The 12,895-nt window shown below is 70.1% G+C and carries 16 protein-coding genes and 1 tRNA gene; 10 read left to right on the forward strand and 7 right to left on the reverse strand.

The window, feature by feature from the left end; translation table 11 throughout:
* Positions 1-198: 198 nt before the first annotated feature.
* The 3 genes from AB0K15_RS42040 (at position 199) to AB0K15_RS42050 (ending at position 2,139) form a co-directional block, all read left to right on the forward strand.
* Positions 199-567, forward strand: a complete 369-nt coding sequence (locus tag AB0K15_RS42040) for a CPCC family cysteine-rich protein (protein ID WP_364064703.1) — start codon at positions 199-201, stop codon at positions 565-567.
* Between the two features lie 67 nt (positions 568-634).
* Positions 635-1,201 carry a carboxymuconolactone decarboxylase family protein gene (locus AB0K15_RS42045; RefSeq protein ID WP_364064706.1) on the forward strand — a complete coding sequence of 189 codons (567 nt, stop codon included), beginning with the start codon at positions 635-637 and terminating at the stop codon, positions 1,199-1,201.
* A 71-nt stretch (positions 1,202-1,272) separates the two neighbouring features.
* Complete coding sequence (locus AB0K15_RS42050; RefSeq protein ID WP_364064709.1) at positions 1,273-2,139, forward strand: GNAT family N-acetyltransferase; 867 nt, start codon at positions 1,273-1,275, stop codon at positions 2,137-2,139.
* A 21-nt stretch (positions 2,140-2,160) separates the two neighbouring features.
* Here AB0K15_RS42050 and AB0K15_RS42055 read toward each other — a convergent pair whose 3' ends face one another.
* Positions 2,161-3,117: a sigma-70 family RNA polymerase sigma factor gene (locus tag AB0K15_RS42055; RefSeq protein ID WP_364064712.1), complete on the reverse strand. Its 957-nt coding sequence runs from the start codon at positions 3,115-3,117 to the stop codon at positions 2,161-2,163.
* 51 nt (positions 3,118-3,168) lie between these two features.
* Here AB0K15_RS42055 and dnaG point away from each other — a divergent pair, with 51 nt between their 5' ends.
* The 3 genes from dnaG to AB0K15_RS42070 are packed head-to-tail and all read left to right on the forward strand — an operon-like array spanning position 3,169 to position 6,424.
* Positions 3,169-5,079, forward strand: a complete 1,911-nt coding sequence (dnaG, locus tag AB0K15_RS42060; RefSeq protein WP_364064715.1) for a DNA primase — start codon at positions 3,169-3,171, stop codon at positions 5,077-5,079.
* 1 nt (position 5,080) lies between these two features.
* The gene (locus tag AB0K15_RS42065; protein WP_364064718.1) at positions 5,081-5,605 is read left to right on the forward strand and encodes a hypothetical protein; all 525 of its coding nucleotides are present in this window, start codon (positions 5,081-5,083) and stop codon (positions 5,603-5,605) included.
* Between the two features lie 54 nt (positions 5,606-5,659).
* Positions 5,660-6,424 (forward strand): trans-aconitate 2-methyltransferase, encoded by a 765-nt coding sequence (locus AB0K15_RS42070; protein ID WP_364064721.1) that lies wholly within the window; start codon positions 5,660-5,662, stop codon positions 6,422-6,424.
* 47 nt (positions 6,425-6,471) lie between these two features.
* Here AB0K15_RS42070 and AB0K15_RS42075 read toward each other — a convergent pair whose 3' ends face one another.
* The gene (locus AB0K15_RS42075) at positions 6,472-6,690 is read right to left on the reverse strand and encodes a hypothetical protein (protein WP_364064724.1); all 219 of its coding nucleotides are present in this window, start codon (positions 6,688-6,690) and stop codon (positions 6,472-6,474) included.
* A gap of 123 nt (positions 6,691-6,813) precedes the next feature.
* On the opposite strand from AB0K15_RS42075, the gene AB0K15_RS42080 reads away from it, so the two are divergent.
* Positions 6,814-6,886 (forward strand) — tRNA-Asn (locus AB0K15_RS42080).
* A gap of 263 nt (positions 6,887-7,149) precedes the next feature.
* Here AB0K15_RS42080 and AB0K15_RS42085 read toward each other — a convergent pair.
* From AB0K15_RS42085 to AB0K15_RS42095, 3 genes are all read right to left on the reverse strand, one after another.
* Complete coding sequence (locus AB0K15_RS42085) at positions 7,150-7,593, reverse strand: HPF/RaiA family ribosome-associated protein (protein WP_364064727.1); 444 nt, start codon at positions 7,591-7,593, stop codon at positions 7,150-7,152.
* A gap of 62 nt (positions 7,594-7,655) precedes the next feature.
* Positions 7,656-8,153: a DUF3291 domain-containing protein gene (locus AB0K15_RS42090; RefSeq protein WP_364064730.1), complete on the reverse strand. Its 498-nt coding sequence runs from the start codon at positions 8,151-8,153 to the stop codon at positions 7,656-7,658.
* 31 nt (positions 8,154-8,184) lie between these two features.
* Positions 8,185-8,841: a helix-turn-helix domain-containing protein gene (locus AB0K15_RS42095; protein WP_364064733.1), complete on the reverse strand. Its 657-nt coding sequence runs from the start codon at positions 8,839-8,841 to the stop codon at positions 8,185-8,187.
* A 162-nt stretch (positions 8,842-9,003) separates the two neighbouring features.
* Here AB0K15_RS42095 and AB0K15_RS42100 point away from each other — a divergent pair, with 162 nt between their 5' ends.
* Positions 9,004-9,780, forward strand: coding sequence for a Type 1 glutamine amidotransferase-like domain-containing protein (locus AB0K15_RS42100; RefSeq protein ID WP_364064736.1), 777 nt, complete (start codon positions 9,004-9,006; stop codon positions 9,778-9,780).
* Between the two features lie 81 nt (positions 9,781-9,861).
* Here AB0K15_RS42100 and AB0K15_RS42105 read toward each other — a convergent pair whose 3' ends face one another.
* Positions 9,862-10,200: a hypothetical protein gene (locus AB0K15_RS42105; protein WP_364064739.1), complete on the reverse strand. Its 339-nt coding sequence runs from the start codon at positions 10,198-10,200 to the stop codon at positions 9,862-9,864.
* Positions 10,197-10,673, reverse strand: coding sequence for a VOC family protein (locus AB0K15_RS42110; protein WP_364064742.1), 477 nt, complete (start codon positions 10,671-10,673; stop codon positions 10,197-10,199). The genes AB0K15_RS42105 and AB0K15_RS42110 overlap by 4 nt, the downstream gene beginning before the upstream one ends.
* Before the next feature lie 500 nt (positions 10,674-11,173).
* Between AB0K15_RS42110 and AB0K15_RS42115 the strand changes: the two genes are divergently transcribed.
* Together AB0K15_RS42115 and AB0K15_RS42120 are read left to right on the forward strand one after the other, a co-directional pair.
* Positions 11,174-11,500 (forward strand): 2Fe-2S iron-sulfur cluster-binding protein, encoded by a 327-nt coding sequence (locus AB0K15_RS42115; protein ID WP_364064745.1) that lies wholly within the window; start codon positions 11,174-11,176, stop codon positions 11,498-11,500.
* Positions 11,501-11,595: 95 nt separating this feature from the next.
* Positions 11,596-12,879 carry an aromatic ring-hydroxylating dioxygenase subunit alpha gene (locus AB0K15_RS42120; protein ID WP_364064748.1) on the forward strand — a complete coding sequence of 428 codons (1,284 nt, stop codon included), beginning with the start codon at positions 11,596-11,598 and terminating at the stop codon, positions 12,877-12,879.
* Positions 12,880-12,895: the final 16 nt, after the last annotated feature.

Here is a 12,895-nt window from a genome sequence, read left to right on the forward strand (position 1 = left end):
AGATGTTGCGGCTGATCCCGAAGTACCGGCACGTCGCCGCCACATTCCCGCTGACCTCCTCGGCGTGACGAAGAACGGCCAGACGCCGGTTCGCGCGCCTGACCAGGTCCTTCTCACTCCACACTCGCTCAGCCATAGGCCTCCCTAGATCAGGAGCCCAAGACTGTCAACAACCTCAGTCAGTTTTAGAACTAGCGGATGGTCCGGTACCCCTGCCCGTGCTGTGGGCACCTGGTGTTCGAGGAACCACCGGGCTCCCACGCGATCTGCGCCGTGTGTTTCTGGGAAGACGACGTGATCCAGCTGCGGTGGCCCGACTGGCGCGGCGGTGCGAACCGCTCGTCCCTGATCGAAGCCCAGCGCGTGTACGCCGAGCTGCGGGCGATGAAGCCTCGCTTCACCGGCCGCGTACGCCCGGCCACCGCGTCCGAACCGATCGACCGGAGCTGGCGCCAGGTTGATCTCGCCGTCGACGACTTCGAGCCTCGGGGCGTCAGCGAGGAGCCGTGGCCGGCCGCCGGCACCTCGCTCTACTGGTGGCGGCCGGACTACTGGCGTCGACGCTGACGGTCCGCTGTCACATCCGCGTTCGCCGTCTCGTTCCTCCGTCAGCACCGACGAAGAGGAGACGACCATGCCCCGCATCCCGGCGAAGCGCACCGACCAGGCCGGCCCGCTGCTGAAGCTGATCTACCGGTTCGCCGGAAAGCGCTACGGCGCCGTGCCGGAGCCGATGGCCGTGGTGGCCCACAATCCCGGGCTGCTGCGCGCGACCGTGGTCCACGAGCTGATGGCCGAGAAGGCGTCGAACCGGCTGCCCGCCAACGTGCGCGAGCTGGCGGTGTACCGCGTCGCCACGCGGATCGGGTGCTCGTGGTGCGTGGACTTCGGCACGATGCTGCAGCGCCACGAAGGCCTCGACATCGAGCGGCTGCGCCACATCGACGACTACGCGACCTCGCCCGCGTTCTCGCGCGCCGAGCGGCTGGCGGTGGCCTACGCCGACGCGATGTCGGGTGCGCAGGTGAGCGTGACCGACGAGCAGGTCGCCGAGCTCGAAGCCGAGTTCGGCCGCGCCGGCGTGCTGGAGCTGACCTACCAGATCGCGCTCGAGAACTCGCGTGCGCGCATGAACAGCGCGCTCGGCATCGTGGACCAGGGCTTCACCTCGGGCGACGCGTGCCGGGTGCCGCTGCCGTGAGCGGCAGGCGCGGGAGCGGGCACCCGGCAATTCGGGTGCCCGCTCCGGCCTGACGGTGTTTCATCACCACCGTGGCCCTCGAACTGAACACACCGGACGCCGGCCGCCTCGGCGACCTCATCCGCGCCCTCCGGGATTGGCAGAACGACGCCGCGCCGATCCAGCTGCACCCGGGTGACCTGGGCTGGCACTGGCGGTTCGGCGCGGACGCGACGGCGGCGGCGGTCCGGACCTGGAGCCGGGACGGACAGCTCGTGGCCATCGGATTCCTGGACGGTCCCGACGTGGTGCGGCTGACCGTCGCGCCCCGGGCCTGGCGTGAGGAGGAGCTGGCTCACCGGCTGGTCGCGGACGTATCCGAACCACGTCGTGGCGTGCTGCCGGCGGGAAAGGCTTCCGTCGAGGCGCCGGACGGCACCCGGGTGCAAGAGCTGCTGTCCGAGGTCGGCTGGGGCCTCGGCGAGCCGTGGACGCCGCTGCGCCGCGACCTGACCGGACCGGTGGCACAACCGGGTCTGCGGGTCGAGGTCGTCGGGAGCGGGCAGGAGTCCGAGTTCACCGCGGTCCACCGGTCGGCGTGGGGCCACCCGCGGTTCACCGACGAGCTGTGGCGTGCGATGACGGCCGGGCTGCCCGGCACCGACGCACGGTGCCTGCTCGCTCGCGACGAGAACGGCGTTCCCGTGGCGGGGGTGACGGTGTGGTCCGCCGGTCCGGGGAAGCCGGGGTTGCTCGAACCGATGGGCGTCCACGCCGACCACCGCGGGCGCGGCTACGGCCGGATGATCTGCGTCGCCGCGGCGGCCGAGCTCGAGAAGATGGGGGCGTCGAGCGCGCTGGTCTGCACCCCGAGCTCCCTCGACGCCGCGGTCGCCACCTACGAGTCGGCCGGTTTCCGGCGCCTTCCCGAGCGGCTGGACCGCACGCGAGACGCCTGAAGCCGGCCCGCGTTCCCGTGCTCAGTCGCTCGAGTTCGCCGACTCGGGCCGCGTGATGTGCGTGAGCTTGTCGGGGTTCACGATGTCGTAGATGGCCACGATGCGGCCGTCGCGCAGGCTCATGGACTGCACGTGCTCGTCGACGGAGAGGAACCCGTCGTGCCCGGGCATCGGGGGGAGCCACAGGCCGAGGTCGCCGTTCACGAGGATCGGCGCGCCGCGGCTGATCACCCCGGGCTCGTACTTCTGGATCAGGCCCAGGAAGAAGCGCATCAGCTTGTCGGCGCCCACCATGATCTGGCGCGTGGTGCGGCCCTTGCCGTCGGAGTCGCCGATGAGCACGACGTCCGGGTGCAGCACCTCGGCCATCGCCCGGATGTCACCGGCCAGCAGCGCGGTCACGAACTTCTCCAGCACCTGCTGCTGCTCCGTCAGCTCGGCTCGCGGCGGCGGGTCGGCGCTCTCGAGCGCGCGCCGCGCCCGGGAGCCGTGCTGGCGGGCGGCGTCGGGCGAGCAGCCGAGGATCCCGGCGATCTCCGCGAACGGCACCGAGAACGCGTCGTGCAGCACGAACGCCACGCGCTGCTCGGGCGTGAGCTTGTCGAGCACCACCAGCGCGGCCATGCGGATGCCGTCGTCGCGCACGGCGGCTTCGAGCGGATCCTCGCTCACCGGCGCGCCGAACGGCGTCACGATCGGCTCGGGCAGCCATTGGCCCACGTACTGCTCGCGCCGCGCGGGCGCCGAACGCAGCCGGTCGAGGCAGATGCGGCCGACGACGGTGGTCAGCCAGGCCCGCAGGTCACGGATGCCGGCGCGCCCGGCGTCGTCGAGCGCGGCCAGGCGCAGCCACGCTTCCTGCACGGCGTCCTCCGCGTCCGAGCGGGTGCTCGTGAGCCGGTAGGCCACCCCGATCAGGTGGCCGCGGTGGGCGGCGAACTCCCGGGCGAGGTCGTCGAGTGCCGTCGGCGTGCGCATGAGGCCGAGTGTGCCGCAAAGCCACCGGGGAGGGAGAACTATTGTGGAACCGTGGCAGGACGGATTCGGGAGAGCGACATCGCGGAGGTGCGTGAGCGCAACCGGATCGACGAGGTCGTGGGGGAGTACGTCGCGCTCCGGCGCGCCGGGGGCGGCAGCCTGAAGGGGCTGTGCCCGTTCCACAACGAGAAGACCCCGTCGTTCAACGTGCGCCCCACGCACGGCACGTTCCACTGCTTCGGCTGTGGCGAGGGCGGCGACGTCATCAAGTTCATCCAGAAGATCGACCTCGTCTCGTTCGTCGAGGCGGTCGAGCGGCTGGCGGACCGCGTCGGCATCCGGCTGAACTACGAGGGCGGCGGCGGGAGCGTGCAGCGCGACCGCGGCACGCGTTCGCGCCTCATCGAGGCGCACCGCGCGGCGAGCGAGTTCTACATCGAGCAGCTGGTGACCGACGAGGCCCGCGCGGCGCGCGACTTCCTCTCCGAGCGCGGGTTCGACGCCGCCGCGGCCAAGCAGTTCGGCTGCGGTTTCGCACCGGGCGGCTGGGACAAGCTCACGAAGCACCTGCTCAACCGCGGGTTCGAGGTCAAGGAGCTGCTCGCCTCGGGGCTGTCCAAGGAGGGCCAGCGCGGCCCGATGGACCGCTTCCACCGGCGGCTGGTGTGGCCGATCCGCGACGTCGGCAATGACGTGGTGGGCTTCGGCGCGCGGCGGCTGTTCGACGACGACCGCATCGAGGCGAAGTACCTCAACACCTCCGAAACGCAGATCTACAAGAAGTCGCAGGTCATGTTCGGCCTCGACCAGGCCAAGCGCGAGATCGCGAAGCGCCACCAGGTCGTGGTGGTCGAGGGCTACACCGACGTGATGGCGATGCACGCGGCCGGTGTGCCGACGGCCGTCGCGTCGTCGGGCACGGCGTTCGGTGAGGACCACATGAAGGTGCTGCGCCGGCTGATGATGGACGACGACGCGTTCCGCGGCGAGATCATCTTCACCTTCGACGGCGACGAGGCGGGCCAGAAGGCCGCGCTCAAGGCGTTCGAGGGCGACCAGACCTTCGCCGGGCAGACCTACATCGCGGTCGCGCCCGACGGCATGGACCCGTGCGAGCTGCGCATCGCGAAGGGCGACGCGGCCGTGAAGGACCTCGTCGCGCGCCGGACGCCGCTGTTCGAGTTCGTGATCAAGAGCACGCTCAAGCAGTTCGACCTCGACTCGGTCGACGGCCAGGTCTCGGCGCTGCAGAAGACCGTGCCGATGGTCGCGGCCATCAAGGACCGCGCGAGCCGCGACGGCTACGCGTCCAAGCTCGCGTGGTGGGTCGGCTGGCAGGACGTGGCGCAGGTCGTGAACCGCGTGCGCGGCGCCGCCGGGGCCACGGCCAAGCGCGGCGGCCAGACGCCGCAGCTGCGTCAGCCCGCGTCCCGGCAGGCCCCCGCGCCGGAGCCGGAGAAGCAGGACCTGCCGCGGCCCGCCCCCGGCGACCCGCGGTTCATCGGCCAGCGCGAGGCGCTCAAGGCCGCGCTGCAGCAGCCCGCGATCGCCGGGCCGGAGTACGACTCGCTGCCCGAAGAAGCGTTCACGCACCCCGTGTACGTCGCCGTGCACCTGGCGTTGCTGAAGGCCGGCGGCGCCGCGTCGGGGCTCACCGGCTCGGCCCTGCTCGACGCCGCCGCGCAGCACTGTCCGGAAGGGACGGTGCGGCGCGTGCTGAGCGAGCTGGCCGTGGAACCGTTGCGCGCCTTGGGAGAAGTGGACTCGCGCTACATCTCCGGTGTGCTCGCGGGGGTGCAGGAAAGCCTCGTCGGCCGGCAGATCGGCGAGATCAAGTCGAAGCTGCAACGGCTTTCGCCGGTCGAGGCGCCCGACGACTACCGCGCGCTCTTCGGCGACCTCGTGGCGCTGGAGCAGTACCGCAAGTCGCTGCGCGAGCAGGCCGCGTCCGGATGGGACTGACATGGGCTGGCTGAACCGTCTGATGGGCGGGGGACTCCCCGCGGACTTCCCGGGCGAGCTCGCTCCGGGCGAGAACGTGATCGCGGTCGCGGGCGTCGAGGGCGGCGGCGAGCTCGTGGTCACGAGCCTGGGCCTGTGGATCCCCACCGACGACGGTCCCCGGCGCGTCTTCTGGCACCTCGTGGCCAAGGCCGCGTGGGGCGACGGCGTCTTCGAGCTCACGGAGTCCGAGGAGACCGGGGAGGCGGGCGCCGTGATGGTGGTCACCGACCGCGCGCCCGTGCGGTTCCGGCTGCCCGCGCCCGGCAAAGTGCCGCCGCAGGTGCGCCTGCGCGTCGACGGCTCCGTGCGCTCGCGCCACCGTCACGACTTCGGCGCCGGCGGCGGCGCGTGGTTCGTGCAGCGCAAGGTCCCCGGCCGCGACGGCACGGTGCTCCAGGTCCGCCCCGACCCGGGCACCGACCCGGCGCTGGTGGAGGCGATCGCGGGAGAAGTCGCCGAGAAGCTGGCCAACCCCGGGGAGTAAGCAGTACGCTCGTACTCAGTACGGGCGTACTGCTTACCTATCGGGAGGTTCGCCATGTGGGATCCGGCCAAGTACCTCGACTACGCGGACCTCCGGGGCCGCCCCTTCTACGACCTGATCGGGCGAATCTCGTCCGACGCGCCGCGCCGCGTCGTCGACCTGGGCTGCGGCCCGGGCAACCTCACGCTCGACCTGGGCCGCCGCTGGCCCGGCGCCGTTCTCGAGGCGCTGGACAGCTCGCCGGAGATGGTGGACGCCGCCCGCGCCCGCGGAGTGGACGCGCACGTCGCCGATGTCCGCGAGTGGGTGCCGAGCCCGGACACCGACGTGGTCGTCTCCAACGCCGTGCTCCAGTGGGTGCCGGGCCACGACGACCTGCTGCGCCGCTGGGTCTCGCAGTTGCCCTCGGGTGCCGTGCTGGCCGTCCAGGTGCCGGGCAACTTCGGCGCCCCGTCGCACCGCATCACGCGCGAGCTGGCGGCCTCCCCGGCGTGGTCCTCGCGCCTGGCCACCCTGGTCCTGCGCGAGAACGAGGCGGTGTCGTCGCCCCTGGAGTACGCCTCCCTGCTGGCCGACGCGGGCTGCCTGGTCGACGCGTGGGAGACCACGTACATGCAGCGCCTGGCGGGCGAGAACGCGGTGCTGGAGTGGATCACCGGCACCGCGCTGCGCCCCGTCCGCGCCGCCCTCCCGGACGACGACTGGGCCGCCTTCCGCACCGAGCTCGCCCCGCTCCTCGACGAGGCCTACCCGCCCCGCGCGGACGGCACGACGTGGTTCGAGTTCCGCCGCATCTTCTTCGTGGCGCGGATCCCCTGACGTTTCCGGGCGCGCTCACGGACCCCCGTGGGCGGTACGCGTGCGGCTCAGCGCCCCCGGCCGAACTTCTCGCCGACCTTGGCCCGTGCCACTCCTGCGGCGCCCTGGACCATCGGGTGGTCGATCACCTTGCGGTAGGTGCGCACGATCTGCTCGTACCGTCCCCGGCCGGCCTTGGTCCCCAGCACGTATCCCAGACCCACGCCCAGCAGGAACTTCTTCATCAGCGGCCACGCCTCTCGTTCGTCGGACTCCCGACTCTCCATTGTCCAGCAATCCGGCGCCGCCTGGGCGTGATCCGCAAAGAGGGCCCCCCTGTTCGGGTGGTGCAGGTGGTGCGCTAAAGTTCTTTCCATCGCACCGGGGCTCCGGTGCACAACCGAATACGATCCCCTGTAGCTCAACTGGCAGAGCATTCGGCTGTTAACCGGAGGGTTCTTGGTTCGAGTCCAAGCGGGGGAGCATCCAAGCCCAGGTCATTGACCTGGGCTTTGTTGTTGTGTGCGGGCAGGGGCCGATTCAAGGGTGATGAAGCCCTCGATGGTCCCGGATGGCGGCGCCCGCCTCTTGGGTCACGATGAGCTCGACGGGTCGGCGGGGTCGATTCGTCGAAACCAGCTGGGGCGGTGGAACCTGCCCCTGCAGACCTCGCGAGCGAATCCGTCTGGGGCCGAGGCGGTCGTCGCCGGCGCCGTGAAGCCTTGGCGCGAGCAGGGCCGCGCGGGTCAGCGGTCGTCGTCGCTCGGCAGGTGCCGGATGGAGTCGCCTCCTTTGTGGTGGCCGGCGCGGCTGTAGAGGGTGGCGAGGACCCGCTCGATCCTGGACACCGCGCCGTTGAACGCGTCGTCCACCGAGCCGGCGCGGTTCGTGACGACGACCGGCTCCCGCGCGACGGGGAAGGCTTCGATCACGCACCGCAGGTCTTCACCATCGGTGCCACCGCCCATTTCGTCGCTGAGGTGGACGTCCAGTCGGGTGAGGCGGTCGCTGAACCGCGCGAGCTTTGATTCGAGCTCGGTCTCGAAGCCCTGGATCAGCTCCGCGTCGCCGTGCAGGTTTCTGTCTGTGCTGATGTGGATCTGCATTGCCTGGTTCCCTTCCGCACTCGCGAGCACAGCGGTGACGGTGAGAGGGACGTGGCTCGACAGTGTAAGCCGCCGGTTCGGCAACGAGGGGTGTTCGTGTCGGCTCACCGTGCGCACGAACTCGAACTCCGTTCATGCCGATCTGCCTACGTCCGGACTGTGCCGGCCGCCGGTCGCCACGGCGCCGACGCGGCGTCCGCGGGCTGGAAGCTGTCCTTGAAACCGAAGGCGCACGGCGTGGAGCCCTTGTCGCGCAACAGTTCCAGGCGCTCGACGGCTTCCTCGACGGTGGGGATGTGCCCGGCGGGGATCCACCACATCACCTGGAACGGCGCCTTCGGAGGCACGAACCACTCCGCACGACGGCGCAGCACGTCCAGGTGGCCGCTGCGGTAGACGTAGTCCCACAGGGCGTCCCGGCTCTCCCAGACGGACATGTTCACCAAGACGTCGTCGCCCAGGGACGTCCGGATGGCGGTGGCGTCGGTGCCGTCGTCGTCAACCAGCCGCCAGATGAAGCCGGGCGCGTGGTCGGCGACCTCGTTCAGCGTGTCGAGCATGGCCGTGAAGCCGTCCGCGCGGACGTCGTCGAGGGGGAATTTCAACGTGCCCACGTTGAGCTGGGCGAGGTGGTGTCCCGTCATGCCCTCACCTCACCATCGTGGTCTTTCTATGTCAACTCACATTATTTTTAGAGATCTCGACGACGACGCAGCACATCCCCGGTCGCGGGTCCATGCGGGCCCGCAGCCCTTGGGCGCCCTCCAGCAACCCTTCCAACAGTGCCAGGTTCATGCCGCACACCAGCACCGGATGCCGCTCGGAGAGGACGTGGAAGGGGCAGTTGGCCAGGCGCATGGCCTCCTGGTCGCCGTCCAGGCGAGGCTCGTAGCCGCGAGCGGTCAGCAGCGCCTTCGCCGCGTCGAGACCGTCGACCGGCGCGGCGGCACCGGCGGCCCGCCCCTCCCGCCGGGCGGCGGCGTGCACTTCGGTGTCCAGGCGGGCGGCCTCGGCGACCTCGGCGAGCAGATCGGCGGGGGTGCGGTAATCGCGCGGGGGGACCGAGAACTGGCGTTCGGCGCCGGATCTGCGGTAGAGCTTGGCCGGCCGCCCGGCGCCGGGGCCCGTACGCCCGCTCAGCCGCCGGCTGGCGGTCTCCAGCAGTCCCGCATCCACGAGCTTGTCCAGGTGGAACGCGGCGAGCGTGCGCTGGATCCCGGCGCTCTCCGCCGCCTCGTTCCGGCTCACCTCGTGGTCCTGGGCCGCCACGTAGTCGTACAACCGCCGCCGGATGGGGTCCTGCAGCAGGGCGATCGCTTCGATGTCCTCCACGCAGCCAGTCTAAGAACAACAGAGATGCTCGTTAGAGAGTGTCCTGGGGCGATCCTTGCCGAAGCCCTCGCCCGCAACCGTCAGGCCGTGGAAGCTCTTCGGTGAGGGACCGGCGGAGGGCGCTGTCACCTGTGATCGAGAGTTGCCACCGGCCGGCCGATCGTGCTCGGCACCCTGAGGACCCTCCGAACCGGATTCGCGGGGACTACGATCAGCCCAGCTCGGTCCTTGATCTTCAGGTACGTCCACCTTCCGCACGCGAATCTGGAGGCACCGTTGAAGCTCTTGCTCACGTCGGGTGGCGTCACGAACCCGAGCATCCGCTCGGCGCTCGTGCGGCTTCTCGGCAGGCCGATCTCCGAGTGCCACGCCCTCTGTGTTCCGACCGCACAGTGGGGCCATCCGATGTGCGGTCCGACGACGGTGCGGGGATTCGTCGCCGCCGAGCCCGTGTGGCAGCATTTCACCGGCCTGGGCTGGGCGTCCCTGGGTGTCCTCGAACTCACCGCGCTGCCCACCATCGGCGCGGAGCGATGGGTTCCCTGGGTCCGGGAGGCGGACGTGCTCCTGGTCGAAGGCGGCGACGCGACGTACCTGTGTCACTGGATGCGGGAGTCCGGGCTGGCTGATCTGCTGCCTTCGCTGCCCGACACGGTCTGGGTGGGAGTGAGTGCCGGAAGCATGGTGATGACGCCCCGGATCGGGGCGTACTTCGTCGAGTGGCCGGGCGCGGCGGACGACCGCACCCTGGGCGTCGTCGACTTCTCGATCTTCCCGCACCTGGACGCTTTTCCGACGAACACCATGGCTGACGCGCAGCGGTGGGCTGCCGAAATCGGTGTCCCGGCCTACGTCATCGACGAACAGACGGCCATCAAGGTCGTCGACGGCTCCGTCGAGGTGGTCTCCGAAGGGCGATGGACGAAGCTGGGGGCGTAGCCACCCGGCATCGGTGGCGGGCCGCGAGTACCTCCCCGAGTCGGATGGGCAAACCCGCGCGCACAGGTACGCCGGGATTGGTCACGAGGGAAGGGCGTCCCCGGGGAATCCGTGGCACGGGTGGACCTCGCAGCGCATCATCCCGGCTCGTACGCAGGGGTCCGCGGCCATGATCTTCGTGGCTTCTTCGGCCGGGACGGTCATGATGGCGACGCCGGCCACGGTGTCGGAGGCGACCGGGCACAGGATCGCGATCACGCCCTCCTCGCGCAGTGACACCATCCGTCGCTGGTGTTCGAGTTCGATGGCGTCCGCGCCGTCCGTGGTGCGTGCCGGGCCCCAGTGGAGAAGTGCCACGCTGTAGGGCTTCGCGGTCGCGGCCAGGGCCTGGATCTGTTCGTCGGTCACGGTCGTGCTCATGGTGTCCCCTCACTCTCGATGCGCTCGGCCAAGGAGACGATGATTCCTTCCGGCCCGCGGATGTAGGCCATCCGCCACACGCCCTCGTATTCGGCGATGCCGCCCACCAGGCCGTAGCCGCCGGCCGCGGCGTGGTCGACGGCGGCGTGCAGGTCGCGCACCTCGAAGGCGACGTTGCGCAGGCCCAGCTCGTTGGCCGGCGCGGCGGGCGAACCCGGCAGGTGGTCCGGGCGGGTGAAGCTCGAGAGCTCCAGCGTCGTCCCGCTGCCGGGCGCTCGCAGCATGACGATCTCGGTGCGGGCGCCGGTCATGCCGATCACCGTGTCCAGGAACTCGCCTTCGACGGCCATCTTCGGGTCGGCCTCCAGTCCGAGGCCGACGAAGAACGCGGTCACGGCGTCGAGGTCGGCGACGGTGATGCCGACGTGGTCGAAGCGCCTGACGAAGGTCATCGGATCCGGTCGCGACGTCATGACGAGCACCCTAACGAGGATCGGGGCCGGGTGAGGGGTTTTCCGCAGAACTCGCATTCACCGAGACCGATCGGTCAGACGTGGTCTCAACCGAACTGGCTCCGAGCCTCATGGCCTCCTTGAGATGGCCGGTCATTTCCAGGCTCGTGCGTAAGGCTTGTCCGGGTTAACAATCCTTTGAGGATGGTCAAGGATTTCTTCCCTCTGTGTCAGGGTTGGCGCCGCCGCGGCGTGTGGTGCGACCGGTGGGCGAGGCCCACGCGAGCTCGTCCGAAACGGCTTCGTCCACAGTGGATGGCGAACCCGGCGGATCGGAGGTGATCTGCGAGGCGTCGGCGGAGATCGAATGTGGGTCGAGGCGCAGCGGGTCGGAGGCTGTGGGCAGCTTCGCACTCGCCGGGCCGGAAGCGAGGCGCTGCCCCGGCAGGCTCTTGGCGGCTTGCGCCCGCGACCTTAACCGGTATATTGGTAAGTCCATTAGTCAGCGGCTAGGAGTGGACATGCCGAAGGTCGTGTACGTCGACGACGCCGGCGAGGAGCGGGCGGTCGACGCCTCGGCGGGGGAGAGCGTCATGAGCGCGGCCGTGCGCGCGGGGGTGCCGGGGATCATCGGCGAGTGCGGGGGCTGCCTTTCGTGCGGGACGTGCCACGTGTGGGTGCGTGAGGAGTATCTGGATCAGGTCGGCGAGGTCGGCGACATGGAGGACGACCTCTTGGACCTCGCGGTGGGCGACCGGCGGGCTGGGAGCCGGCTCTCGTGCCAGATCGAGGTGACGCCGCAGCTCGACGGGCTCACCGTCGACGTGCCCGGGGAGCAGGTCGTCTGACCTCGGCGCGGAGAATCCGCCATTGCCAGTGGTTCAATGGTCTGATATTCAATCCTATGACGGCTTCACGATCGCCGGCGTGAAAGGACTTCAGCGTGCTCCGAACAGAGATCAACGAACTGCTGACGCAGACCGGGCCGGGGACCAAGATGGGCGCCCTCTTCCGGCGCTTCTGGCAGCCCGTTCTGCTGGCCGAGGAGCTGCCCGCCGACGACTGCCCGCCGGTGCGGGTCAAGATCCTGTCGGAGCGGCTGATCGCCTTCCGCGACTCGGAGGGCCGGTACGGCCTGATGGACGAGTTCTGCGCGCACCGCGGCGTCTCGCTGTGGTTCGGCCGCAACGAGGAAGGCGGCCTGCGCTGCCCGTACCACGGCTGGAAGTACGACTACACCGGCCAGGCGATCGAGGTGCCGAGCGAGCCCGAGACCAGCAACTTCTGCGCCAACGTCAAGCTCAAGTCCTACCCGCTGGTCAAGCGCGGCGACGTGCTGTGGGCCTACTTCGGCGACCCGGAGGCGCAGCCACCGCTGCCGGAGTGGGAGTTCGTGACCGTGCCGGAGGGGCAGGCGTTCACGTCGAAGCGCTTTCAGGAGTGCAACTGGCTGCAGGCGCTCGAAGGCGGCATCGACTCCAGCCACGTCACGTTCCTGCACTCGGGCAGCCTCGACAGCGACCCGCTGTTCAAGGGCTCCAAGGGCAACGCCTACAACCGCGCGGACCTGAAGCCGTTCTTCGAGGTCGTCGACTACGAGGGCGGCCTGCTCATCGCCGCTCGCCGCAGCGCGGAGGAGGGGCACTACTACTGGCGGGTGACGCCGTGGGTGCTGCCGAACTTCACCATGGTCCCGCCGCGCGCCGACCACCCGATGCACGGCCACTTCTGGGTGCCGATCGACGACGAGAACTGCTGGGCCTGGAGCTTCGACTACCACCCGACCCGCCAGCTCGACAGCGAAGAGGTCGCGGCCATGAAGGCCGGCCTCGGTGTGCACAGCGCGAACGACGAGAACTACCGGCCGCTCGCGAACAAGGACAACGACTACCTCATGGACCGCGACGCGCAGCGGCGCGGCGAGACCTACTCCGGCATCAAGGGCATCGCCCTGCAGGACTCGTCGCTGCAGGAGTCGATGGGTCCGATCGTCGACCGGACCAAGGAGCGTCTCGTCGCCACCGACGCGGGCATCATCAAGGCACGCCAGAAGCTGCGCAAGGCCGCGCTCGCGCTGGCCGAGAACGGGGTCGAGCCGGCAGGCAACAGGGCCCAGGACCAGAAGGTGCGCTCGGTCGCGGTCGTGCTGCCCGCCGACCAGTCCTTTGTGGACGGCATCGGCGAGGCGATGATCGCCAAGCCCGGCGTCCCGCAGACCACGGTCTGAGACGGCGGGGAACACC

Source organism: Amycolatopsis sp. NPDC049253, from assembly GCF_040678995.1.
Taxonomy (GTDB): Bacteria; Actinomycetota; Actinomycetes; order Mycobacteriales; family Pseudonocardiaceae; genus Amycolatopsis.

Excerpts from the sequence above, each read along its gene's own strand:
- AB0K15_RS42040 (WP_364064703.1), top strand. The coding sequence starts at position 199 with ATGGTCCGGTACCCCTGCCCGTGCTGTGGGCACCTGGTGTTCGAGGAA.
- AB0K15_RS42045 (WP_364064706.1), top strand. The coding sequence starts at position 635 with ATGCCCCGCATCCCGGCGAAGCGCACCGACCAGGCCGGCCCGCTGCTG.
- AB0K15_RS42055 (WP_364064712.1), bottom strand. The coding sequence starts at position 3,117 with ATGCGCACGCCGACGGCACTCGACGACCTCGCCCGGGAGTTCGCCGCC.
- AB0K15_RS42065 (WP_364064718.1), top strand. The coding sequence starts at position 5,081 with ATGGGCTGGCTGAACCGTCTGATGGGCGGGGGACTCCCCGCGGACTTC.
- AB0K15_RS42070 (WP_364064721.1), top strand. The coding sequence starts at position 5,660 with ATGTGGGATCCGGCCAAGTACCTCGACTACGCGGACCTCCGGGGCCGC.
- AB0K15_RS42075 (WP_364064724.1), bottom strand. The coding sequence starts at position 6,690 with ATGGAGAGTCGGGAGTCCGACGAACGAGAGGCGTGGCCGCTGATGAAG.
- AB0K15_RS42090 (WP_364064730.1), bottom strand. The coding sequence starts at position 8,153 with ATGACGGGACACCACCTCGCCCAGCTCAACGTGGGCACGTTGAAATTC.
- AB0K15_RS42105 (WP_364064739.1), bottom strand. The coding sequence starts at position 10,200 with ATGAGCACGACCGTGACCGACGAACAGATCCAGGCCCTGGCCGCGACC.
- AB0K15_RS42110 (WP_364064742.1), bottom strand. The coding sequence starts at position 10,673 with ATGACGTCGCGACCGGATCCGATGACCTTCGTCAGGCGCTTCGACCAC.
- AB0K15_RS42115 (WP_364064745.1), top strand. The coding sequence starts at position 11,174 with ATGCCGAAGGTCGTGTACGTCGACGACGCCGGCGAGGAGCGGGCGGTC.